This window comes from Altererythrobacter lutimaris (genome assembly GCF_013371495.1).
Lineage (GTDB): Bacteria > Pseudomonadota > Alphaproteobacteria > Sphingomonadales > Sphingomonadaceae > Erythrobacter > Erythrobacter lutimaris_A.
On sequence record NZ_JABWTA010000001.1, the window covers coordinates 60,050 to 83,363 of the forward strand.

Below are 23,314 nucleotides of genomic sequence, written 5' to 3' on the forward strand. Positions count from 1 at the left end.
ACACACAATTGACATTTTGAGACTGGAACTATGGCGAAGAAAGACAAGGCAAAGGACGAAGACGAGAAGCCCAAAGGCGGCAAGCTCAAGCTGATAATCGGTGCCGTGTTGCTGCTCGGTGCGGGCGCGGGCGGCGTCTATGGCGCTATGGCGGCAGGTCTGCTCGGTCCAACTGCGGAAGCCGCAGAACCGCAAGGCCCAGAGCTTATCCTGAAAGGCGAGACCGACCCTTACGCGCCGCCATCCGACAGCAAGGATGCCGCAGCCGATGCAGCCGTATTCGGTGAAGGCGGCAGCAAATATCGCACTGCCTATTTCCGCTTCGAGAACAGCTTCACGTCCAATTTTGCTGATTCCACCGGCATCATCCAGGTCAGCCTCGCAACTTCCACGCAGCGCGATGGCCGCGTGTTGCAATGGCTCAAGCGGCATGAGCTGGCGGTGCGTTCAGCGATTCTGGTCGAGCTTGCTGCAACGCCGGAAGAAGACGCGTTCTCGGCGGACGGGAAGGAACGCATGTCCAAACGCCTCACGCAAGCGATCAACAAAGTTCTTGAGGAAAAAGAGGGCTTTGGCGGCGTTGATGCAGTCTATTTCGAGCAGTTCCTCGTCCAATGAAGACAGATCACAACTTTGTGGCAGAGCGCGCTCTTGCCAATCATTGTGCGGAGCTGATCAGCAAGCCTCTGCGCGATCCTGAGCGTATCGAGCAAGCCCGCACTGACTTTGCGCAGAGCCTCGCGCGGATGCTCCAAACGGGCATGCGCTCATTACTGGCAAGCAAGAGCGTGCAAGTCGCAATCGAACCGCGCGGGCCGGAAACAGCCAGCTCGCTCGCGCAGACCATCGGCCCGCGTGCCGCAAATTTTGCGCTTGGTGTGGCGGACGCAGCCCAGCCTTATGCACTCTCGTTGGACCTTAAAACCGCGATGGTCCTGACTGATAGACTGTTTGGCGGCGAAGGCGAGGAGCCTACAGAGGAATTGGAAGCGCTTCCGGCATCCTGCGCTTTGGCGCTGCAGGAAGTGGGACTGTCAGTCGCGCGCGCTATTGCTGAAGCACTTGAGCGGGAACCTGCGCCGCAAATCCTCAGCCAGCATGAGAAATTCGCCCGGATGGAAGTGTTTCCGCGCGGCGATTATTGCCTGAGCTGGACAGTGACCGTCAAACAGGATGGGCGCAGCGATTGGTCGTTCTTGCTGATGACAACAGAGCATACGCTCGATGCAGTGCTGGACACAGGCAGCGGCAGCAAGGTGCAAAACGGCTTTGCCGCAAGCCCCGATGCCAAGCCATTCGCGGACATTCCGCTGCTCGCCCGCGCGATTCTCGCTGAGTTCAAGCTTCCTTTGGGCCGGTTGGCGCGGCTTTCGCCCGGCGATTCCATACCGCTGGCCCCGGCGCGCGAAGTGCCTTTGATGATTGGACGCCAGACCTTGGCGCATGGCCGCGTAGGCGCGCTCGACGAGCGCATTGCTCTGCGCATTTCAAACCTTTCCTCCCCGGAGATGACATCATGAACGCCGCAGCCGCCCACGCGAAATTGCTCGATGATATTGCCGTCACTGTCTCGGTCGAGCTGGGCCGCGTCGACCTGCCGTTGAAGAAAGTGCTGGCGCTCGGGCCGGAGAGCGTTGTGCCGCTTGACCGCCTGACCGACGAACTACTCGATGTAATGGTCAACGGGCACACGATCGCGCGCGCAGAGGTGGTGACGCAGGATAACAAATTCGCGCTTCGCATTGTTGAACTGGTGGGCGTCGGCCCAATGCCGGATCCTGTGCCTGACAGCCCAAGTCCGGCGGCAGATGGGCCGAGTGAGGCTGCATCTGCTGTGCCTCCTCCACCTGCAGGGGCGTAAGCCATGCTGTGGTATTTCGCTAAGCTCGCCTTTGTCCTGCCGCTGCTCGCGCTGCTCATTTGGGGCAGCCTGAAATTAACGCGACATATGCAAAATCGGCTCGCGCAAAGCGGCTCGTCTGAGCGCGCGATCAAGCTGGTTGAGACGAGCTTTCTCGCACCGGGCATTCGGCTTGCGGTGGTTGAGTTTCACGGGCGCGAGATTCTGCTCGGCTGTTCCAAACAGGGTTTGACGCGGCTCGCTGAAGTGGAAGCGCGCGCTGCGGTGCCGAAACAGCCTAAGGCGCTGGAGCAAGCACAATGACAGGCCGCATCGCGCTTCTGATTGCTGCTATCGCGCTCGGCGCGGCGGCAATCCTCGCGCCGAGCATCGCTTATGCGCAAGCGCCGATCCCGCCCGTGGCGGCGGAAGGCGTTGGCAGCGCGATCGAGCGTGCGCTCGGTGCAGGCTCTGAAAGTTCTGACGCTCCCTTGTCGATATCGCTCCAGCTGCTGCTGGTCATGGGTCTGCTTACGATCCTGCCCGCGCTGGTTCTGATGATGACGAGTTTCACCCGCATCATCATTGTTCTGGCGATCTTGCGGACGGCTTTGGGTTTGCAACAAAGCCCGCCTAATCAGGTGCTTGTGGGCCTCGCTCTGTTCCTCTCACTATTCATCATGGCGCCCACTCTGGCTGATGTGAACACGCTTGCACTCGCGCCGTACATGGCGGGACAGATGACAGCGGATCAGGCGATTGTCGCGGCAGGAGCAGAGTTTCATGAGTTCATGCTGCGCCAGACGCGCGAAGCCAATCTTGCGATGTTTGCGGATATTGCGGGCAATCCGGGTTTCGCATCGCCTTCCGACATTCCCTATTCGATCCTGCTGCCCGCGTTCGTGACGAGCGAGTTGGAAACCGCGTTCCAGATCGGCTTCATGCTGTTTCTGCCGTTTTTGGTGATCGACCTGGTTGTTGCGAGCGTGTTGATGTCGCTCGGCATGATGATGCTCTCGCCGACCATTGTCTCGCTCCCGTTCAAGCTGCTGCTGTTCGTATTGGTCGACGGCTGGGCGCTGCTGATGGGTTCGCTCGCCATGAGCTTTGCGTAGCGGAGGGCGTAGGTAATGCAGGATGATGCTGAGATTATGGCGCTTGCCGACCAGATGCTGTGGATTACGGCATTGGTCGCAGGGCCCGTTCTGGTGGCAGCGCTCGCGGTTGGCCTGATCGTCGGGATCATCCAGGCGGCGACTTCCGTCAACGAACAGACTTTAAGCTTCGTCCCAAAGCTGGCGATCACCGCTGCGATCATGGTGCTGATGGGCGGCGCGATGATGAGCTTGCTGACGGATTTCTCGCGCGAGATCTTCGCGCAGATTGCAGCGATTGCGCGCTGATCCATGAATGTCACCGATTTCGGCTTCGGCGCATTGGACGAGCAGCTCTGGACGCTGCTGATCCTGTCGATCCGCTGCGGAGCTGCGCTGATGGCCGCGCCTATGTTCGGCATGATGAGCGTGCCGGTGACGATCCGCGCGCTGTTCGGCTTCGTGCTTGCGCTGTTCATCATGAGCTGGATGCCCGTGCCGGATCTCCCGCCAATGCTTTCCTTGGAAGCGATGCTGATCGTGTTGCAAGAAGCACTGATCGGCGTAGCGCTGGGCTTCGTGCTGCAGATCGCCTTTGCAATTCCGTTGATTGCAGCCGAGCAGATCTCCGGCACCATGGGGCTTGCGATTGCGACTTCGGTTGATCCCAATACCGGCGCGCAGTCAGGGGCGATCGGGCAGTATTTCTCGCTGCTGATGACGCTTATCTTCCTCAGCATTGGCGCGCATCTCATTTGGCTTGAGCTTATCCTGGAAAGCTATCGCGCGTTGCCGCCGGGTCTTGCGATCTTCACGCCGGAACGCGCCATGCAAGTGGTCAATTTCGCAGGGCTTGGTTTCCTGACCGCCGCTGCGATTGCCTTGCCGGTTGTGCTGGTCCTGCTGCTCGTCCAGATCGTCACAGGCGTGCTGAGCCGCTCCGCGCCATCGCTTAACCTGTTCGCCCTGGGTTTGCCGGCTGGCGTTCTTGCGGGCCTTGCAGCCTTGATCGCATCCTCCGCCATCCTGTTCGAGCAATTCGTCGATCTGTCCGAGCTCTCGCTTGAACAAGTCGGCGCGCTGGTGGTGGCTCCATGAGCGAGCAACCGGCGGGCGAGAAGAGTTTTGAGCCGACGGAAAAGCGGCTGCGCGATGCGACCAAGAAAGGCGACGTTCTGCGCAGCCGTGAGGTCGCAACCGCTGTCGCAGTGGCCGTGGGCGGCGGCTGGCTCTTGATGGGCGGGCCATGGCTCTTGGAAGGGTTGCGCAGCGTTGCACAAGTCGGCTTCCGCTTCGATCACGGCGCGCTGGAGAGCTTCTCCGCAGGCGCACGTTTCAGCCACGCGCTCGAAGCTCTCTTGCCGCCGATCCTGTTCCTCGGCCTCACCGTGCTGATCTTCACAGTCGCATCGCAATTGGTCTTCGGCGACGGGCGCTGGGTCAACGCCAATGCCGCGCCCAAGGGCTCGCGCATCAATCCGCTTTCAGGGCTCAAGCGCATGTTCGGCACGCAAGGCCTGATCGAGCTCGGCAAGAGTTTGCTTAAGCTCATCCTGCTCGGCGGCATTGCTATGTGGTGGGCGTGGACGAATATGCCGGGGCTTATCAAGCTGGGGCGGGGCGCCTTTCAAGGACAACTGGCCGCAGGCTGGGATGCAGCGGTCATGCTGGTCGGCCTGCTCGCGCTCGGCCTGTTTGTGATCGCCTTGATCGACTATCCGATCCAGCTGGTCCGCCGCATCGGCAGGCTGAAGATGACGCAGCAGGAACTGCGCGACGAGACCAAGGAAACTGAAGGCTCCCCGGAAAAGAAAATGGCGCAGAAACAGCGTCAGCGTGACATGGCGAGAGCAGGCGTGTCAGGCGCCATGGAGAAAGCGCAATTCCTTCTGACGAACCCGACTCATTTTGCGATTGCGCTTACGTATGATCCGCTACTCGCACCTGCACCGATTGTGCTCGCCAAAGGGCGCGGTGAAAAAGCGCTCGCAATGCGCGAGCTGGCAGCGGAAAAGAAATTGCCGGTGCTCGAATACCCGGCCTTGGCCCGCTCGGTGTACTTCACCACGCGCGAAAACCAGGTCATCCGCGAAGAGCTTTACATCGCGATCGCTTCGCTCGTCGCTTTCGTCATGTCGTTGAAACGCGGCGAGAAACCGCGCCGTCCGCAGGTCGATGTGCCTGTCGCTTTGCGCTTTGATGCAGACGGCAATTTGCAAAAGGCTTAAGCATCGCGCGGCATGGCCGTTTTAGAGGGCATGGAAACAGCTCTCTCATCGATTGTCGGAACCCTTGGCGGCGGTAGCGGCGTGGACATGGTCAAGCTTGCAGCGGACTTGTCTGCTGCCCGTTTCGCCCCTGCTATCGCGCAGCTTGAAGCGCGTAATGAAGAGCTTCAGACGCGTATCAGCGCAGCCTCGGATCTCCGCAATCAGCTCTCGCAGCTTTCGAGCGCATTGGGCGACCGGATGCGCAATGGCGACCTCGCTCCTGCAGCGCGCCTCACAAACCCCTCCATCGCTGACGTTTCCGTCCTGCCGGGCGCAAACCCAAGCGGGACCTATTCGCTGGAAGTCACGCAACTGGCGGATGCACAGACGCTGGTCATGCCAGCCTATGGCAGCAGCGAGGATTTTGTCGGCGAAGGCACGCTCACTTTGCGTTTTGGTACTGTCGCAGGCGGAGGCTTCACCGCTGACACCGAGCGTGCAGCAATTGATATTGCTATCGCTCCCGATGACACGCTCGCCGATGTCGCGCGTAAGATCAACGGCACTGGTAGCGGCGTGACGGCCTATGTTGCCGATGGCACCAATGGCGCGCAGCTCGTCATTAAGGGCGAGCAAGGCGATGCGAACGGCTTTGTTTTGGAAGCCGCGCCGGCTGGCGGGGGAAGCGGCGCGCCGGGTAGTCTCGATTATCTCGGCTGGAACCCGGCGAGCGATACAGGTCAGCAACGCAGCACGGCTCAGGATGCGATCTTCCGCTTCGACACTATCGAAATGCGCAGCCAGTCCAACACTGTCTCTGACTTGCCGGGCGGGCTCAGCGCCGAGTTGACGTCCACCAATATCGGAGCGCCTGCAACAATCGGCTTTGCCTCACGCAATGATGCAATTGGCGCTGTGATGGGCGACCTTGTGGCCGCTCTGAATGACATTACCAGCAATCTGCGCGATGTCGCCAATCCGCTTGGCGGAGAGCTTGGCCGTGATGCCGGTGCGCGCGGGCTGAAGCGTGCTCTCTCCGGCCTGACGTCCGAAGTCATCATGCCTAATACAGCGCCGGGTGAACCGAGCCGGCTGTCAGATCTTGGTGTCTCGATCAATCGCGACGGCTCCTTCAGCTTTGACAGCGCGCGCTTGAACGAAAGCCTGGCAGAGAACCCGACAGCCACAGCGGCCATGTTCACCACCGGCCTGTTCGGTATCTTCGCGACGATTGACGATATCTCGCGCTCAATGGGGGCTCCGGGCGATCCCGGCTCGCTCGCTGGCTCAGTCGCCCGCTACACGCAGCAAGTGGAACGCAATGATGAACGTCTGGCGCGCGTGACAGAGCAGCAGGACAAACTGCGCGAGACCATGACCAGCCAGTTTATCGCCGCTGATCGTAATGTGTCTGCTTCGCAGTCGACCTTGGACTTCATCCGGTCTCAGATCGAGATCTGGAACAACACGAATAATTGATGATGATGCCGCTTACCGCCAATCCCGCTGAAGCCTATCGCCGCGTTGAACTCGATGCGCGGATCGAAGGGTCTGACGGCACGAAGCTCACGCAGATTTGCTTGGAGGCAGTCGTGCAGGCGCTTGCGAGCGCGCATGCGGCGGCCAAGCGCGATGATCGCATGGAGCTGACCGATGCGCTCAGCCGGGCAGGGCAGATCATTCTCGGGCTGGAGCGAGCGGTCGATTCTACCAATCCGATGAGCGCGACTTTGCGAGAATTCTACAGCGCGGCGAGCCTGCAAGTGCGGCAGATCACGATCCGCTATGATGAGAATATGCTTGTGACATTGCGGCAGGACTTCATCGACGTCATGGATGCGATGGACGCGGCACGGCGTGCAGAAGCGAGTGCGCCGCAAGCGGCTTAGTGCCTATGCCATGGGGATGGGGGTTGCAGCGACGGAGGTTCGCCCGCATTAATGCTCGCCACTATGAGTGCGGGGGCAAACCAGAAAAGCAATGACGCTGCCGCGTCGCGCCGCGCTGCGATCACAGCAGAGTTCGATGCCTGGGCGCCGAGCTATGAAAGCGGCAGGCTTGCCCCGTGGTATCAGATGCATGCGCGCGAAGTGTTTGGGCATCTCGATTTGGCGAATGTCCGCCGCGTGCTCGACATCGGTTGCGGGACAGGCTGGGCGCTAAGACAGCTCGCGGCTGAGCATCCGAAAATCGAGTTTCACGGTATTGATCTGTCGCCAAGGATGATCGCAGAGGCAGAGCAGCGCGCCACGTCAGAGGGCTTCAGCAATGTCGCTTTCCATCAGGGCGATTGGGAGAAATTGAGGCCAGAAATCGCGGCTGGCAAACACGCCGTTCAGCCCGGCTTTGATCTGGCGCTCGCGCTCAGCAGCTTGCACTACATGGCTGATCTGAAAGCGGCACTGGCGCATATAAGGGAAAGCCTCTATGCAGGCGGCAAGCTGGTGCTGGTAGAGCGAGACACGCAAGGCTCGTCACTCACTCGGCTATGGGGCGCATTACACAAATTTGTTCTGAGGGACGGTGTCGAATTTGCTGATACCGGGGAGCTGATGACGATGATGCAATCAGTCGGATTTGAAGACGTGCGGGTTCTGGCTCGTAAGCGTCAATTCTTGCGGCATGGTAAGCTGTTTACGAGCGTGGTTCTCATCGAAGGGGCTCGTAGCAAGTGAGCCTGCCGGATAGCTCCTTGATGGCTGTGCGTGCGGCGGAGCGCGAGCTCAAAGGCAAGAAATGCCTGGTGACAGGCGCGGGCGGGTTTATCGGCGGTGCCTTGCTTACGCGCTTGCGCGACATCGGCGCAGATGCGCTGGGTACGACGATTGACCAGGAACAATGCGACAAGCTTCGCAGTAAAGGCCACCGTGCAGCGGTTTTCGACTTGAAGCAGACGAAGGATGCTGTGCCGCTGCTCGAAGGCGTTGAGATCGTCTTCAATGTCGCTGCTATGTTCAATGAAACCGAAGCCTCTGAAGCAGAATATTTTGAAGTCAATGAAACCGCAACAATGGCCTTTGCAGAAGCAGCTTACGATGCCGGGGTGAAGCGTTTCGTCCATGTCAGCACGGTGGGTGTGCATGGCGATGTCATGGAAATCCCTGCGACCGAGGAATCGCCATTCAATCCGATGGATAGCTATCACCGTTCCAAGCTGGCTGGCGAGCGGGCGATCCTGATGATGGCGCGCGAGCTTGGCGAGGACGAGATGGTCATCACTGTCAACCGCCCGGCGATGGTCTACGGCCCGGGCGATATGCGGCAGCTGAAGCTTTTTCGCCTGATTGCGCGCGAGAATTTCGTGATGATCGGGAGCGGTAATACGCTCGCGCATTTCGGCTATATCGATGATCAAGTGGACTCGCTGCTGCTGTCCGCTGTCGCGCCGCGCGATCAGGTTCATGCGGAAGCCTTCAACATCGCCTCTGGCAAGCCGATTACATTGAACGATGCAGTCAAGGTCATCGCTAAAGCGCTCGATATGGAGAGCCCGGATACGCGGCTGCCATTGGCACCGGTCATGCTGCTGGCGACCGCGATCGAGCTGTTGTGCAAGCCTTTCGGTATCCGCCCGCCTTTGTCGCGGCGTCGGGTGGGTTTCTTCACGCACAACCGCGCGTTTGACCTTGCCAAAGCGCAAGAGCGGATGCGCTACGAGCCGCGCGTTGATCTGCCGGAAGGCGCACGCAAGACTGTCCAATGGTACCGCGAACGCGATCTTCTGTGATCCTGGCTAGACCAGCGTCATCAGGTCTTGCGCCATGCTGACAGCGCGCCAGAAAATGTGGCTCGGGATCAGGCGGGTCCTTACTCCGAAGATAATCGTCTCGCTGATATACTACTTCAAATATGGCGCCCGGGTGAGCCCGCGTGCGGAAGTGGAGCTGAATTCCAACCTTGTCCTGGGGCGCGATTGCCGCATCGGTCCGTTCGTGAAGATCAAGGCCTTTACCGGCCCCTTGCATATCGGCGCGCGGGCCAGGATTGAAGCGGGTTGCTTCATCACGTCGCGCGAAGGCGGGACCATGATCGGTGATGATTTTGTCTCAGGGCCCGATGCTAAAGTCATTTGCGGCAATTACCGCTATGATCAGAAAGGCGTGCATTTGGAGGACCTTGGCGGCTCATCCAAAGGCATTGTCATCGGCGACCGGGTTTCGATTGGAGCAGGCGCCATGATCGCTGATGGCGCCAAGCTCGGCGATGATACGCAAGTGTTGCCTGGCGCGCTTGTCAATCGGCCTTTCAAAGGCGGTATTGTCCTTGGCGGCTCGCCTGCGCGCAGGATCAAGCCTGAGGAGGATGCGGATTAGCCCGCTTTGATCTGGATTTTCGCAAGGCCTGACTTCGCGATATCGAGCATATGCGTTTCCGCGCCTTCCGGGCGGCCTCGTGCGTACCACAAGCCTGCAATTGTAGCGCAGTACGTGATCGCGCCAAGCGCGACGAGCAGTCCGAATTCCACTGCGATCTGGAACAGATATATTGACGGCGCAAAGCTGATGGAAGCGGCCCAGACGACCGCGCTCATGACCAGAGCAGCGATCACTGGTCTCGCCGCCAGCCTCACATGATCTCCGACTGTCACGGGACTGATCCGTGCGATCAGCATCATGTTGAGGAGTGCATTGATCGCAGCGGCAATCGCACGCCCATATAGCGCGCCCAGGATCACGTCATTGCCTGTCCTGAGACCCCAGATGATGCCGAGAGCCATGAGTGGCAGCCGGATCAGCATTCCGCGCAAGTCGCGATTGAAAAGCGCTTTGGTGTCTCCGGTCGCCATAGCAACCGGGTTCAACGACTGGAGCAGCCGGCAAGCGACACAGAATGCGAGGATCTGGATATAGGGCACGGCTGGCAGCCACTTATCGCTCAACAAAAGCCGCACGACGGGGTCAGAGAGCAAGGCAAGCCCGACCGCCATGGGAAGGATGCCGGTCACCAGCACACCTTGCGCATCGACATAGGCTTGGCGCAGCCGCGCCGCATCGGAACGAATGCGCGAGAATGCGGGAAACAGCATGTGCGAAACCGGATGCAATATCTCGCGCGAGATAATGCCGGAGGTCCGCTCTGCCATCGAAAACTGACCGATCGCTGCAGACGGCACGAACAGGCCAAGCACCATAGGGTCCGTGCGCCAGTTAATCGTCTGGACCCACATGCCGAGCGTCATCCATACCGAGAAATGCACGAGTTCGCGCCAATGCGATAATGTGATGCGCGGCCTGTAAGGTGCAAACAAATATGACAGAATGACGCGTGCCAATTGCGAAGCGAGAATGCCGATGGGAAGCGCAAAATAGCTGCCCGTTGCCCAGGCAATCCCGACTGTCACAATCAAGCCGACCACTTTGTCCGCCATGTCGAGCGCGACCATGGCGCGGAAATCCAGCTCGCGCTGATAGAGGATGAATTTCGGACTGATCAGCGCGCCGATAAAAGCGATCCCTGCAAAGATGTAGAGGACTTCGACCAGCCGCATGTCATCGTAGAATTGCGCAACCGGGATCGCCAGAAGCGCGGTTGTGCTGCTCATCAAAGCAGCGCGGATGATGTTGATGGTAAATGCGGAATCGAAGTGTCCATCTTCGAGGTCTTCGACATGGATCAGAGCCTGGCTGACCGACAGCTCGCTAACCATTGTGATCAGCAGCGATACGGCTGTCGCGATCGCGAACAGACCGAAATCATCAGGCGCAAGTAGCCGTGCCAAAAGGATAATGCTGGTAAACGAGATCGCTGCATTGACGATCCGTGCACCGCCCATCCAGGCGGCCCCGGCGACCAGTTTGTCGCGCCGACCGGGCTCTTCCATGGGCGTTTCACCGCTCATGCTGTGTGCGTCCCGTTGCGATACAGTTGTGACGCAGCGCTCGCGCAACCCTCGCTTATGGGCAATCCAACAATCCCATATTTACCAAGGGTTAGAACGGGTCTGATGAACACTCTTTGCAAGATGCATATCCATGACTGGGTCAGTCGCCCTGCGACGCATCGCGCTGATCGACTTATCCGTAAGTGCCGCCGTTGTGGGAAAGTGAAAGTCATCCGGCTCAACGTCCCGCAAGGCTCGCATCAGCCGGCAAGTCGCTCTTCCTATCCTGCTGATTTGCCACGATAAGCGGTTCGATTTCGCGTTTTTCAGCGATCCCGTTATCGCTTTCCGATCCCATTTTGCTGACCAGATGGCTCGCTGAGAGGCGCGCCAGGCCGCTGAGGCCGATAACGCCAGTGATGAGGTCCTTGGCTGACTGACGCATGGCTTTATCGTCATCACGCAATCGCCACAAAGTGCCGCGCAAAACCGTTTCCACGATCTCAGTTGCATTGCCGCCTTCCCCTTCGAGATTGCGCAAACGAGCGACAATTTCGTCTTCGAGAGCGCCGGGGAAACCGTGTTTGCCGCAGACTGCACGGCGACAAATGTCGCGCTCGACAGAGCCAATTGCGACTGTCGGGGCAAGGGCCGATGCCGCGCGCAGATCATTCACAGCATCGCTCCACATATCGTGGCGCGCCGACACGCAGGCGCGTTGCAGCAATGCTGCGCGTTTGCGCAAGCGCGGATCGGTATGCGTGAACATCGACTGGTAAAAGCTCAGAGGAATGATCTGGCGCTGGCGCTCAAAGATGCGGCGATCATAGTCCAGCCAGACCGATTCCGAACTGCCAGCCGCATGGCGAATGCTGGCCGGCCCGCGCGCGCCATCATGCTTGCGCTGATCGAAAGCAATGAAGTCGACATAACGGCAGCGCACTTGCGTCGCGAGCCGGACCGCCATGTCATAATCGAGCGAGCGCAGAAGCGTTTCGTCGAACGAACCAACTTTGGCATAGGCTTCACGTGTTGCCAGCGTTGCGTTCTGCATAACGAAAGAATCTTCCAGCACATGGCGCGCAATGCTGCCTTTGGACAGGTCCGGCCAATAACCGGTGCCCATATCCCGTCGCTCGCCATCCACTTCGGCAAAGCGGGTGTAGCGCGCGAAGACCATGTCTGTATTCGGCTTGTTGATCGCAGCAACCATCAGCCGCACACAGCCTTCGCGCAGCAGATCGTCATCATCACAAATCCAGATGAACTTGCCTTGCGCTTCGCTGAGCCCTCGATTGAGCGCGACAGCCTTGCCGCTGTTTTCTTGGGCAATGATCCGGTGGTCCCCGGTGACACGCTTCAAAACCTCAGGCGTGTCATCGTTCGAGCCGTCGTCGATCAGGATCAGCTCATCGTCTGCAGACATCTGCGATGTCACGGACGCAATCGACTCTTCAATCAGATGCGCTCTGTTGAAAGTCGGCATGAGGAAACTGATGCGCGTCATGGAAGCACTCTGGTCGATTGATCGGTTGGCAAGGCAATTGCGATGCTCATGGCAGCATCCCCAAGGCTTGCTCCATGGCCTTTATCTGACGATCGTTACCATCGCCCAAATAATTGTCGTCGCTTAGGGAAATACGGTTCTCGGTTGGCCATTCGACGATATCGAACCACGCCTTTGTGCGGCGATGCTGCCGTCCCGCTTTGCGTGCCATCCAGAAGAACCAGATATCATCGCCATTGGGGCAGAGCGCTTTGAACTGCGCTTCGTCCATGACATCGGGATGCAGCGAGCCAGGGGGATAGAGAATGCCGCCAACCCCGGTCGGAAACAGCCGGTCATTCGCTTTGCGCGGCAATTGCGCATCGGTTGCCAGTTCCCAGTCCGCATAGGTTGTGAGCTCGCCGTTTTCGCCCACTTCAGCCATGTGAGCGCGCGTGCCGATCACGTCCTCAGGGTATTTTTTCGCAGTTTCGACCAGCCCGGTGAGCCATTCCGGCGGATAATAGACATCATCGTCAGCCGTCACGAAAGTTGCGCCCGGCCGCTCTGCCAGCGCCGGGATTAGCTTCTTGTAGCTGCGCGTGTCATCGCACCCGCGAATCTCAAGGCCATGATCCTTCAGTGCCAACACGTCTGCCGGAAGGTGCTCGATGTCGTCATGAGCAAGCCACAGCATCACGCCATCGGCCCGCGTTTCCTGATCGAGCAGGCTTTTCAATGTCTTGCCGAGCATAGCAAAGCGCGGCGGAAACGAGGTTAGCGTTACGATCAACGGCGTTCCAAGGCCGTGCGGCTGCTTGTCAGAAATGCGCGGGAAAGAGGCGACAGCACGCTCTGCGGCGGCCTCCAGCCAGCGCTGACGCAGACTGCGGTAAAGCAGTTTCAAGCGATAGGTCCCGCGCATCAGCCTTGCTCGCGATAATTGATCGAGTTGGCCATCGCTTCTTCGCGTTTCTTGACCGCGAGCCAGCGTGCGGTTTTCTTCAGCTGCCGCTTCGCAAACCGCCGGCCAAGCGCCAGCCTTGCCAGTTTGGCTGGACTGCGGAAGCGGTAATAACGCGGGTGATCAAACACGTGGTGCGCATCGGCAACGTCGCCAGCCTCCAGCCAGCGGACCTGATAGCTCGCATCGCGCAGCAGGAACGGTTCGAACTGCTCGACGAAACTTGGCGAAAGTCCGAAAGCAGGCACAGTGCGCAAAGGCGCCGCGCCGCCTTCATAGCCAAAGTGCTGGAGCCATTCGTGGCAGATCAGGCTGATACCTGCAGCCATGTCTTCATCGAGCGTGTTTTTCCAAGCATAGACGCGCGAGGCATCGAGTTTGTCCGAGACCTGCGCTTTCCAGCTCTCGCCATCGGACGACACATCTTCTGCCGCGTCCTGAAAACGCAGCATGGCCGGGTCGAATGCGATACCAAGCTTCGCGCAAAGGGTGTTCAATTCCGTTTCCGGCGCAGCCATCAGATCTTCGTAACGGATGGTTGCAACAAGCGGGTCTGTCGCGAGGATCGGCTCGCCTGCATCCTGCCATTCGCGCCAGATATAGGCGTTTGCGAGCGGCGAATTGCTGAAAGTCGGAAGCTTGCAGGTCGAGACCACACTGTCGCGCGGGTCACGCACAATGCGGATGATCCGGGCTTCAGGCCAAAGCTCACGGATCTGCGCAAGATTGCAGATGTGGTTGGGTGTCTTCTCTACCCAACCGTTTTTCCCGCGCGCTTTCGCAAACGGCATTGTGAGCGCTTCCAGCATAGCGGCAACCGACGGCTCGCGCTGCGACAGAAAAGCGCGGACTTTCTCTGCGTCGGTTCCAAACAGCTCAAGCACAGACTGATCTGCCAATGTCAGGCTTGCCAAGGTCGAAACCGCTTTGTCCGGCCATGTTCCAGCATTGGTTGCGGCTTCCAGCATTTCGCCATTGAGCTTGGAGAAAAACTGCGTTTCTGGCCCCGCGGCATAATCGGGATGCGCCCCAAACATCGCGGCGAGCAAAGTTGTGCCTGAACGCGGTGCACCAACGATAAAGACTGGAGGAGGAGAGACTGCCATGGAGTGTGCGAAACCCTGAATCGCGCGATCAGCTTACGCTGCGCGATTTGCTGTAAGCGAGCATTTCGGCTTTCTCGTCTGCACTAAGCGGCAGATCATCTTTGGCAAAGCCGAGCGTTAGCGCCGCATAAGTCAAGATGGTCTCTGCGTATATCTGTCCCAGACCGATGCTTTCGAAATAGGTCCGCAGCGTTGCATAGACGAGCCATGCGCAAAAGAAGATGCGTGTGGGATCAGGCCTGACCATCGTGCGCCAGATCAGCGCTCCGGCAGACACGGCAGCGATCACGCTGAATAGCGTGAAGCCCACCCAGCCCAGCGAAACAAGCAGCTCTTTGGCTGTGTTGTGAAAATTGAACCCGGTGCGGTTGAAGACACCGAAGTCCCGCCAGATTGCCTCGGCATCGAAATTGCCCGGTACCCAGAATGCAGCAAAGCCCTGGCCCAAGAACGGTCGCTGCGCAATAAGCTGGTCGGCTTTGAGCCAAAGCTCCACGCGACCTGTAAGGCCGGCGTCCTTGCCCGAGCCGGTGATGACGAATTCGAACAGGATCGGGAGCCAAAGCTCGACTGAAATGGCCGCGGCGAAGACCATCACGCTGATGGCGATGAGGATCGAAGCGCGTGCCTGACGCGGCAAACGCTGCGATGTGATCCACATCATCGAGCAGATAATTGCAGCGCCTCCCCCGATAAGAGCACCGGCTGAAAGTGCCTTGTAAAGCGAGTACAGAGCGACCGGCATCAACAGGACGGAGACCGCAAGCAATGGGAATGAGCGGATCCGCTGCGCCAATGACATGCAAGCCAGCGAAAGCAGGATTGCAATGGCAGAGGAGCTTCCAGCCATGTTCTTGCTCGGCGCAATTCCGATAAAGGCGACTTCATTGGTGTTGTAGCCGACGCGCCGCTCGTCTCCTATGGCGAGCCCGGTCATCAGGAAAGCCAAATAGGCCAACATGACGCCGACCAACACAGCCCGGCGGTCAAGGCAAGTCGCCATGAGCACACCGGATGCGACGGTCATGCCGAACAGGATGCCGTAGCGCATGGTTGCACTGGGCTGTACCGACCATATGTAGGATGCCAGCGCGAAGATCGGGATCAGTAGGATCGGCCAACTTCGCGCAATGGCAGAAGGCAGCTTCTCCATCCGCAACCATGCCGTCAGCACGACCGAGCCAAAGACGAGAATAACCGATAATGGCCCGAGCTTGCTGTTGAACAGACACGCAAAAATAGGAAGAGCGGCCAGCAGCGCGTCGACTATCAACGCACCTTGACCGCTCTTGAGGTCATTCAGATAGACAGCGTTGGGCTGGCGGCTGACGACCTGCTCCATGATGGTGTGGTTACCTTCTTGAGAAGCTTAGAGGAAGCGCTCACCGATACGCACAGTGTCACCTGGGAGGATCCAGACCGGCTGATCGGGCTTGAGAATGTAAGTGCGCTCTTCAGTCTCTCCGGCGCGGCGGATGAAGACTTTGTTCTTGTCAGCGCGGTAGGAATAGCCACCGGCCAGAGCAATTGCTTGCGTAGCGGTCAGATTGGCGCGGTAAGCGAACTCGCCCGAGCTCGTGACTTCGCCAAGAATGTAGAACGGACGATAGTTCAAGACTTCCATGCTGACGCGCGGGTCGTTGAGATATCCGCTGGCGAGACGGTCTGTCAGAAGCTTGGCTGATTCTTCAACCGTCTTGCCTTCAACCGGGATCGCTCCGAGAAGCGGAAACGCGATATCGCCAACGGATGTGACAACATACTCATTGCTGAGCGCGTCTTCACCAAACACAGTGACTTTCAAGCGGTCACCGGCGCCAATCCGATAGGATGGTGCATCCATTGATGCATCGGCGATAGGCGGTGTTCCTGATGCGCAGGCACTCAAACCCAGCAGCATGGCACCCAGAAGTGCGAACATTTGCGATATGCGTAGCATGACGATTTTCCCCATTGTGAGCGCGATGAAACGCTCAATTATCCGGCAATTTCAAACATATTAGCCGACCCGTCATCCAGCCCCTGTCGAGCTTTTTGTCGGTTGAAGACTATCCTTAGTTAGCCGGTGAGGCAACCGCATCGCTCTTGCAGGCGCTGCCCCATAGAAGGACAGGTTTTTCAAACACCTTTAATGTGCCGAAAACAGCTAACCGAGCTTCAGGATCAGATCCTAGCTGCCTGCGAATCGCTTGAGCCGCGCTTTAATCGGCATGGCGAAATGACGGATACTGGCGGGTTCGCGCAGGACTTCGCCCATTGCCGCTAAGGGTTTGCCAGCTTTGAGCGCTTCGATCGCAAGGGTGAAAGCAACCGCTTGGCGCATGGCATTCTGGCGCGTGCGAAAAGCTGGACTCTCCAGCCCGGCGTCCTTGACGTCTAATTCCAGCGTCTTCGCGCGCTCACCCATAGCCGCAGCATGCTTTGGCGAGAGCCGGTGCGAGATCGATTGCTCGTGCTTGCGGTAGAGATAGCCCGCCTCCGGTGCGACATAATACCGCCCACCTTCCATCAACAGCCGGATGATCAGATCATCGTCTTCGGCAACGCGCAGTTTTTCGTCGTAGCGAATGCCGGTTTCCTCGATCAGTGCGCGCGCAATCATGGGCTTGAGGAAGCCTGGATTGGGGGCAGGGCCGTACATTGCGCTGTCTTCAAAATAGCGGTCCAGCGTTACTAAAGTGTCCGGCAAATTTGATCCAACCAGAAAAGCGGTCGTCTCCATGCCTTCGCCAAACAGATGCAGATCGTCCGCGACCATATTGGCTCCGCGCGCTTTGGCCGCCGCGATCAGCCTTTCGCTGCGCTCGGGCACAAGCAAATCATCGCTGTCAAGGACGGCGTACCAATCGCCACGCATGTTCTCCAAGGCGATATTGCGCGCGCCGCCAGGCCCGCGATTGGACGGCGTACGAAAGAATCTTACCCGTTCGTCAACCTCGGCCAAGCGCTGCGCTAAAGCATCGCTGCCGTCAGTGCTGCCGTCATCCACGATGATGACTTCGCAAGCTATTCCGACTTGCGAGAGGGCCGAATTAACGCATTCTTCAAGGTATTTGCCCGAGTTGAAGCTAGCGACGGCAAAAGTCACATCCATTCGGGAACTACCTCGTAATTTCATGACTCTTTCTCTACCTATAGAAGCATCAGGAGCAAGCTCGGACATTCGGGCTGGATCTGGCATAGGTAGAAAGAAAATCGGCAAAAGTTTGATGGATTTCTGGAAACGTCACCCGCACACGGCTGCGGGCGAGCGTCTCTATGCCATCGGCGATATTCATGGCCGGGCCGATCTTCTTGAGCAGATGCTGGCTGCGATCTGGGACGATATGGCGCGTACCGAGGATGGCCGGACCGCGCGCATCCTGTTCCTTGGCGACCTCATCGACCGCGGGCCGGATAGCAAGACAGTCTTGTCACTGGTGCTCGATTTAACGCGCACGCAGAATGCGATTTGCCTGCTGGGTAATCACGAGCAATTATTAATGAGCGCGCTGATGGGCGACAAGGCTGCGCTTAAGGGCTGGCTGAAGCTCGGAGGCTGGGAAACGCTTAGGTCTTACAGCGATGCGAAGCGAAAGAAGAAAGAGAGCGACAAGGAATATGCGATGCGTTTGGCTGAAGCCATTCCGCAGCAGCATATTGAATTTCTTGAGAACCTGCCGACGTCCTATCGCTCTGGCACGTACTTTTTTGCCCATGCCGGTGTGCGCCCTGGCGTGAAGCTGAAAAAGCAGGACCCGCATGATTTGGTCTGGATCCGCAAACCGTTTCTGGAAACGCAGGAAGATTTCGGCGCGATCGTCGTACACGGCCATTCCATCGTCGACAATGTGACCTTCTTCAACAATCGCATCGCGCTCGACACACAGGCCTGGAAGAGCGGCAAGCTCTCTTGCATCAGGCTGTCAGGGGAAGGGTGCTCTGTGATGTTCGCAAAGAAAAAGAGCGTGAAAACAATTCCGATTTGGTCGGAAGATTGATCCTTATCGTGCCGAGATGGCGGCAAGCTTCGCTTTCAATTCCGCATGAACGCTTTCGGCTGAGAAATGGGCCTGAGCGCAGGCAAGCGCTTTACCTGCCAGCTCCGCGCGCGCCTCTCTATCTTCCACAAGCGCGATAATTGCTTCGGCCATGGCTTGTGGATCATCATGGCTATGAACCACGTCGCGGCAGATATCTTCGACGCCTTGTAGAGTGACAGAGGTGGCGACCACAGCCTTGCCCTGGCCAAGCGCTTCGACGAGTTTGATTTTGAGGCCTGAGCCGAAGGTCAGTGGGGAGATCAGCACGCCCGCATCTGCGTAATGCGATGCCAGATCATCGACCAAGCCCAGAAAGCTGACATTGGGATAGGATGCAGTGTCGAACTTACGGCCGACGGTCCCGATGACGTACAACCGCGCTTGTGGTTTGGATGCGAGAACAATTGGCCAGACTTCTTCGCAGAACCAATTGAGGCCGACGGAGTTAGGCGCGGTATCGCTACCGATGAACAGCAGGCGGTTGTCATAGCCCGGTTGCGGCTCTGTGACGATGCTTGCGGGCATGGCTGCGAGTACAGCATCAGCCTCTGGGCAGGCCTTTGCGACAAAATCGCGCTCTTCGGACTGAATGGTGATCACCATGTCTGCCCGCGAGAGCATGGCGACTTCTGCATCTTCACTTAGGACTGCGACCGAATCCGCCCCTTTGCCATCGCGCTGCGAAAACAGGTCGTGCATGATGACCGCTTTAGCGGTGCCCACCGGCACATTGGCGAACGCATCTGTCGCGAAGACATAGTCCGAAACGACTAGCTTCAACCGATCGCATGCTTGCTGCGCAAAATGCTCGACGAATTGATGCTCTTGGCGCTGCCAGGGAAGCGCGATCGAATAGGGGCGGGGGCGGTCTTTGAGAAAAGCCTTGTCGCCAAACAGCTTGCGCAGAACGAGCTTGAGCCCGCCCGTGACAAACCCTGACCAAACGGCTGGCGAAAGCGAGACAGCCGCGCCGCCGATGCGCTCCATTCCCAATATTTCATGGCGCGCAAACACATTGAGCTCATCGCTAAAACGCAGCACAGGTGTCCGGCCCGGCAAGTCAGCGCTCGGCTGTATCAGCCAGACATCGAAGCCGCTGTCTCTGATGGATCGGGCCAGCGCGAGCACGTAGGCAGAGCTGCCATTATTGGATGCAACGATCCTTTGCTTGCTGACCAGCAGAGCGACGGGCCGCGCCTCAGATCCAGCGCTATTTGGTACATTCGCCGCGGCCATATCAGCTGGCAGGGCTGCCATTATTGGCTTTGAACCCGAAGCGGGACGGAACGCCGCGCGGATGCATGACGAGCTCTTGCAAAAAGCCTGTGCCCCAAGCGGCGTGCATAATGATCGCGGGGATGCCGCACAACAGGCCGCATGCGCTTCCGGCCTTTGCTCCTACGATTAGGCCCAAGAGCAGGATGGACGCGATATAGAGAAGCGCTGGCACTGCCGCGATCGCACTGATCGGTGCGAGCAGCAGGCTCAGAAGCGCAAAGGGCACAAACAGCGGGAGGATCTGGCGCAGTCGCAGACGGCCACCATGCCGCCGAACATTCCGCGCTCTGCCCTGGCCATAGCGAAGATACTGCCGCCACAAGGCGCTTGGCGAAGAACGCGGCAAATATCCGATGGTTGCTGCCGGCTCGAGCCAGATGGACACATTCGCTTGCCCCAGACGGAAGTCGAGCTCTGCATCTTCATTGCAATGCATCGCTTCACAATATCCGCCAACATGCTTGAACGCTTCGATCTCCATCAACGCGTGATGGCCATGATCCACGAACATGCCTTGGTCTTGAACGTGCCTGTGAGCGGCTGCTCCTGTGCCGATCACGCTGTTCTGAGCGGTCGCCACTGCATTCTGAAAGCATCCTTGCGCGCGTGTGACCATGGGTACGACAACGGAGCGCGCTCGGTTCTTCTCAGCCGCATCGAGCAAAGTGCTGACATAACCTTCGGGATAAAAGCTGTGCGCATCGATCCGCACCAGCCAGTGATAGTCTTCGCCATATTGAGCAACTGCTCGATTAACCCCGGCGCTTTGAATGCGATCGGGATTGTCGAGCAAAGCGATCCGGGCGTTATCTGCGCCCATATCCGACACGATGGTGCGGCTGCCATCGCTGCTGCCACCATCTGCTACCACGATCATGTCGGCTTTGGGATCAGCCAGCAGATCTAGCAGCAAGCGCGGCAAATGCGCTGCTTCATTGAGGCAGGGAATGACGACCAGCGTGCGCATTGTCTCTAAGCCAGTTCCTCGAGCCATGCCGTAAACTCACGGCACTCAGCATCGCCCATTATAATCGCATTCGGCGAAATAGTGGAAACTTGACCTTGGAGCGCAGCGTAGCCCGCCGCATCCAGACTGGCAAAAACCGATTGTAATTCCGTGGTTTCCACGATTTGCAGACCCGCATCTCTCTTTGCCAGCCAACGGCCGACTTCATGCCTTTTGAGCACGATAGGAACAGTTGCGTGCGCTGTTGCCTCATACAAGCGGTTGGGCAAGAGCCATTCGCTGTTCTGTCCCTCTTCGAACCAGTCAATCGCCCAGGCGAAATGGCACGCCGCATAGAGTTCGGGCAATTGTGCAGGCGTGTAGGGCCCAGAATAGTGGAAATGCGGGGCCGCTGCGACCTGCGTTTCGAAGTCGGGAAGTTCAGCTGGTGACGGCTTGCCAGCGATGTGGATTTGCACTGCACCGTTCAGCTTGGCCGCCACCTCGGTAAGTTCCGCCAATGTCCGCTTGCAGCGCAGCATTCCAAACCAGCCAATGACCCACGGCGGTCCAGCCGGTTTGGCTTGCGGTGCCAAAAGCGCGGCGGTCTCTCCCGGATCAAGCAGGATCTTGTTCTCAATCAGCTTGATCTCGGCATCGCCTATCGGTCGATGGTCGAAATATTCGCGAATGAAGCCCGGCGAGGACGTAATGATCGCTTTAGTGTTCGCTAGCAATTTAGCTTCAATGCCTCGAATGATCTTTCCCGCGAAGCCGTCATTCAGCAGGCTGCGGTGAATATCCAAACATTCATAGATAACCGGTCGCCCATCCGCGATACGTTGAGCGATGGCGAGCGATTCCAGATTGCGCGCTATCAGGATGTCCGAGCCGTGCATCGCTTCGCTTATCTTCGCTGGCAAAGTAACGTTGCGCATCACTGCCATGGCCCGCTGCGCCAGCGCTCCATCGGCCGTTTCGCCTAGTTCAACTGGACTGATCCCTTGCACTTGTGATGGGGCATTAGCTCTGCGGAAGCCTGCAAGCTGCACTACCGCACCGCCGCGAAGCATCATCGCGCAGCGTTTGGCAACGGCCGCGTCGTTGAGATCGTGAACAATGTAGCCGATACGCAAGGTCAAGAATTCGCTCGTTATTTCAAAAACGTGTAAAGGCTCTCATGCGGTCAGCAGCGCTTACGCATAGAAGCCTGCGCTGCTTTGCATATACAGGGCTGGCCTTCAACACACAGCGCGTTTACCAATCTCGGTTAATAGCCCTGCGTTGAAGCTCAGGGCGGATGAAGTTGGGGGCCTTTTTTGTCAGGCAATATCGCAGTCATTATTCCGGCATACCGGGCTGCGTGGTGCATCGCGGAAGCGGTTGCGTCTGCTTTGGCGCAGCCAGAAGTGGCCGAGGTCCTGGTCGTGGACGACGCTTCGGGAGATGACACTCTCGAAGTCGCATCAACCGCCGATGACGGCACAGGCCGGCTCAATCTTCTGCGGCAGGAGGTCAATCAAGGTCCATCTGCAGCGCGAAACCGCGCGATTGCGGAAAGCCATTCGCCATATATCGCGGTGCTCGATTCCGATGATCGATTTCTGCCCGGCCGGTCCGCAGCTCTGCTGTCGATCAAGGAAGAATGGGACTTTGTTGCCGACAATATCCTGTTTGCAGGCGATGCCGAGACGATTGCGGCCGTTCCCGCGCTGGACACTGACCAGCCGCCGCGAACGCGCCAGATTGAACTGGTTGAATTTGCGCGGCGAAACATCAGCAAACGCGGCGCCAATCGCAGTGAGCTGGGCTTTCTCAAGCCTCTGATAAAAAGGGATTTCCTGGAGCAGCATGGCCTTATCTATGACGAGCAATTGCGGCTCGGCGAAGATTTTGTCCTCTATGCTCAGGCCTTGGCAAAGGGCGCTAAGTTCCTGCTCGCTGAGACCTGCGGCTATGGCGCTATCGAGCGCGCTGGATCGCTAAGCGGCAATCATTCCGCGAATGATCTGGCTGCTCTGGCTGCTGCATCGCGTGAGATCATGCGCACATTGCCTCAGGGCGCGGAGAAGAACATGATGCAGCGCCATGCTGCATCGCTTGACGGGAAAGTGGCCCACAGGCGGTTTCTTGATCGCAAGCGCAGCGAAGGACTTTGGCCTGCCACCGCGCATCTGATGCGTTCGCCCAACCGCTTTCTCCATGTCAGTTGGAGTATTGCGCAAGACAAGCTTTCGCCCGCCGCTCCTTCACCTTTGCCGCGGCAGCTTTTTTCAAGTGAAGAGTTTGAAAGACCATGATAGTGTAATCCACACTGGTCGCGGGGCGGTAACCAGCTACAGGCGGGCTGTCCAACAATGAAACGTACATGCGAAGCCTCAAGGCGGTGTGATGTGCTGCAGACTTACTTGCGCTATGGCGGAAGCTCTTAATGCGGAGCGACTTGACTGCCTGAGGTTTTAATCAAAGATTTTCAGACACTTGCCATTGGAAGACCTGATAATCTGGAAGAATCGAATTGACCTCGTGTTAGCCAGTGCTTGGGCC

At 58.2% G+C, this 23,314-nt stretch carries 25 protein-coding genes; 15 read left to right on the forward strand and 10 right to left on the reverse strand.

Annotated features, from left to right (window positions below):
* The first annotated feature begins 30 nt into the window (after positions 1–30).
* From HUO12_RS00255 to HUO12_RS00315, 13 genes are all read left to right on the forward strand, one after another.
* Entirely contained in the window at positions 31–618 is a 588-nt protein-coding gene (locus tag HUO12_RS00255) for a flagellar basal body-associated FliL family protein (RefSeq protein ID WP_176271698.1), read from the forward strand.
* Positions 615–1,520: a FliM/FliN family flagellar motor C-terminal domain-containing protein gene (locus HUO12_RS00260; protein ID WP_176271699.1), complete on the forward strand. Its 906-nt coding sequence runs from the start codon at positions 615–617 to the stop codon at positions 1,518–1,520. Before HUO12_RS00255 ends, HUO12_RS00260 begins: the two co-directional genes overlap by 4 nt.
* A complete protein-coding gene (locus HUO12_RS00265) occupies positions 1,517–1,861 on the forward strand; it encodes a FliM/FliN family flagellar motor switch protein (RefSeq protein WP_176271700.1) in 345 nt (114 codons plus the stop codon). Before HUO12_RS00260 ends, HUO12_RS00265 begins: the two co-directional genes overlap by 4 nt.
* A 3-nt stretch (positions 1,862–1,864) precedes the next feature.
* A complete protein-coding gene (locus tag HUO12_RS00270) occupies positions 1,865–2,164 on the forward strand; it encodes a flagellar biosynthetic protein FliO (RefSeq protein ID WP_176271701.1) in 300 nt (99 codons plus the stop codon).
* On the forward strand, positions 2,161–2,955 hold the full coding sequence (fliP, locus tag HUO12_RS00275) for a flagellar type III secretion system pore protein FliP (protein WP_176271702.1): 795 nt from the start codon (positions 2,161–2,163) through the stop codon (positions 2,953–2,955). Before HUO12_RS00270 ends, fliP begins: the two co-directional genes overlap by 4 nt.
* 15 nt (positions 2,956–2,970) lie before the next feature.
* Positions 2,971–3,243 carry a flagellar biosynthetic protein FliQ gene (locus HUO12_RS00280; protein ID WP_176271703.1) on the forward strand — a complete coding sequence of 91 codons (273 nt, stop codon included), beginning with the start codon at positions 2,971–2,973 and terminating at the stop codon, positions 3,241–3,243.
* A 3-nt stretch (positions 3,244–3,246) separates the two neighbouring features.
* On the forward strand, positions 3,247–4,032 hold the full coding sequence (locus HUO12_RS00285; protein ID WP_176271704.1) for a flagellar biosynthetic protein FliR: 786 nt from the start codon (positions 3,247–3,249) through the stop codon (positions 4,030–4,032).
* Entirely contained in the window at positions 4,029–5,162 is a 1,134-nt protein-coding gene (locus HUO12_RS00290; protein ID WP_176271705.1) for an EscU/YscU/HrcU family type III secretion system export apparatus switch protein, read from the forward strand. The genes HUO12_RS00285 and HUO12_RS00290 overlap by 4 nt, the downstream gene beginning before the upstream one ends.
* Positions 5,163–5,174: 12 nt before the next feature.
* Complete coding sequence (gene fliD, locus HUO12_RS00295; protein ID WP_232367262.1) at positions 5,175–6,623, forward strand: flagellar filament capping protein FliD; 1,449 nt, start codon at positions 5,175–5,177, stop codon at positions 6,621–6,623.
* Positions 6,623–7,033 (forward strand): flagellar protein FliS, encoded by a 411-nt coding sequence (locus HUO12_RS00300; protein WP_176271706.1) that lies wholly within the window; start codon positions 6,623–6,625, stop codon positions 7,031–7,033. Before fliD ends, HUO12_RS00300 begins: the two co-directional genes overlap by 1 nt.
* A 63-nt stretch (positions 7,034–7,096) precedes the next feature.
* On the forward strand, positions 7,097–7,819 hold the full coding sequence (locus HUO12_RS00305) for a class I SAM-dependent methyltransferase (RefSeq protein WP_176271707.1): 723 nt from the start codon (positions 7,097–7,099) through the stop codon (positions 7,817–7,819).
* On the forward strand, positions 7,816–8,871 hold the full coding sequence (locus tag HUO12_RS00310) for an NAD-dependent epimerase/dehydratase family protein (RefSeq protein WP_176271708.1): 1,056 nt from the start codon (positions 7,816–7,818) through the stop codon (positions 8,869–8,871). Before HUO12_RS00305 ends, HUO12_RS00310 begins: the two co-directional genes overlap by 4 nt.
* Before the next feature lie 34 nt (positions 8,872–8,905).
* Positions 8,906–9,457 (forward strand): acyltransferase, encoded by a 552-nt coding sequence (locus HUO12_RS00315; RefSeq protein WP_176271709.1) that lies wholly within the window; start codon positions 8,906–8,908, stop codon positions 9,455–9,457.
* Here the strand turns inward: HUO12_RS00315 and HUO12_RS00320 are convergent.
* From HUO12_RS00320 to HUO12_RS00350, 7 genes are all read right to left on the reverse strand, one after another.
* Positions 9,454–10,983: a lipopolysaccharide biosynthesis protein gene (locus HUO12_RS00320; protein ID WP_176271710.1), complete on the reverse strand. Its 1,530-nt coding sequence runs from the start codon at positions 10,981–10,983 to the stop codon at positions 9,454–9,456. The genes HUO12_RS00315 and HUO12_RS00320 overlap by 4 nt on opposite strands.
* 220 nt (positions 10,984–11,203) lie before the next feature.
* Positions 11,204–12,472, reverse strand: a complete 1,269-nt coding sequence (locus HUO12_RS00325) for a glycosyltransferase family 2 protein (RefSeq protein ID WP_176271711.1) — start codon at positions 12,470–12,472, stop codon at positions 11,204–11,206.
* Between the two features lie 46 nt (positions 12,473–12,518).
* Complete coding sequence (locus HUO12_RS00330) at positions 12,519–13,376, reverse strand: glycosyltransferase family 2 protein (protein ID WP_176271712.1); 858 nt, start codon at positions 13,374–13,376, stop codon at positions 12,519–12,521.
* A complete protein-coding gene (locus tag HUO12_RS00335; RefSeq protein WP_176271713.1) occupies positions 13,376–14,521 on the reverse strand; it encodes a sulfotransferase family protein in 1,146 nt (381 codons plus the stop codon). Before HUO12_RS00335 ends, HUO12_RS00330 begins: the two co-directional genes overlap by 1 nt.
* 28 nt (positions 14,522–14,549) lie before the next feature.
* A complete protein-coding gene (locus HUO12_RS00340; RefSeq protein ID WP_176271714.1) occupies positions 14,550–15,863 on the reverse strand; it encodes an O-antigen ligase family protein in 1,314 nt (437 codons plus the stop codon).
* Positions 15,864–15,890: 27 nt separating this feature from the next.
* Entirely contained in the window at positions 15,891–16,475 is a 585-nt protein-coding gene (locus HUO12_RS00345) for a polysaccharide biosynthesis/export family protein (protein ID WP_232367263.1), read from the reverse strand.
* A 216-nt stretch (positions 16,476–16,691) separates the two neighbouring features.
* The gene (locus HUO12_RS00350) at positions 16,692–17,639 is read right to left on the reverse strand and encodes a glycosyltransferase family 2 protein (protein WP_176271715.1); all 948 of its coding nucleotides are present in this window, start codon (positions 17,637–17,639) and stop codon (positions 16,692–16,694) included.
* Between the two features lie 91 nt (positions 17,640–17,730).
* On the opposite strand from HUO12_RS00350, the gene HUO12_RS00355 reads away from it, so the two are divergent.
* Positions 17,731–18,501 (forward strand): metallophosphoesterase family protein, encoded by a 771-nt coding sequence (locus HUO12_RS00355; RefSeq protein ID WP_176271716.1) that lies wholly within the window; start codon positions 17,731–17,733, stop codon positions 18,499–18,501.
* 3 nt (positions 18,502–18,504) lie between these two features.
* Here the strand turns inward: HUO12_RS00355 and HUO12_RS00360 are convergent, their stop codons facing one another.
* From HUO12_RS00360 to HUO12_RS00370, 3 genes are read right to left on the reverse strand one after another with little or no spacing between them, the layout of a single operon-like run.
* Positions 18,505–19,800, reverse strand: coding sequence for a glycosyltransferase family 4 protein (locus HUO12_RS00360; RefSeq protein WP_176271717.1), 1,296 nt, complete (start codon positions 19,798–19,800; stop codon positions 18,505–18,507).
* Positions 19,781–20,788, reverse strand: a complete 1,008-nt coding sequence (locus tag HUO12_RS00365; RefSeq protein WP_176271718.1) for a glycosyltransferase family 2 protein — start codon at positions 20,786–20,788, stop codon at positions 19,781–19,783. Before HUO12_RS00365 ends, HUO12_RS00360 begins: the two co-directional genes overlap by 20 nt.
* A 5-nt stretch (positions 20,789–20,793) precedes the next feature.
* Positions 20,794–21,909, reverse strand: coding sequence for a glycosyltransferase family protein (locus HUO12_RS00370; protein WP_176271719.1), 1,116 nt, complete (start codon positions 21,907–21,909; stop codon positions 20,794–20,796).
* A gap of 177 nt (positions 21,910–22,086) precedes the next feature.
* On the opposite strand from HUO12_RS00370, the gene HUO12_RS00375 reads away from it, so the two are divergent.
* Entirely contained in the window at positions 22,087–23,067 is a 981-nt protein-coding gene (locus tag HUO12_RS00375; RefSeq protein WP_176271720.1) for a glycosyltransferase family 2 protein, read from the forward strand.
* The last annotated feature ends 247 nt before the right edge of the window (positions 23,068–23,314 follow it).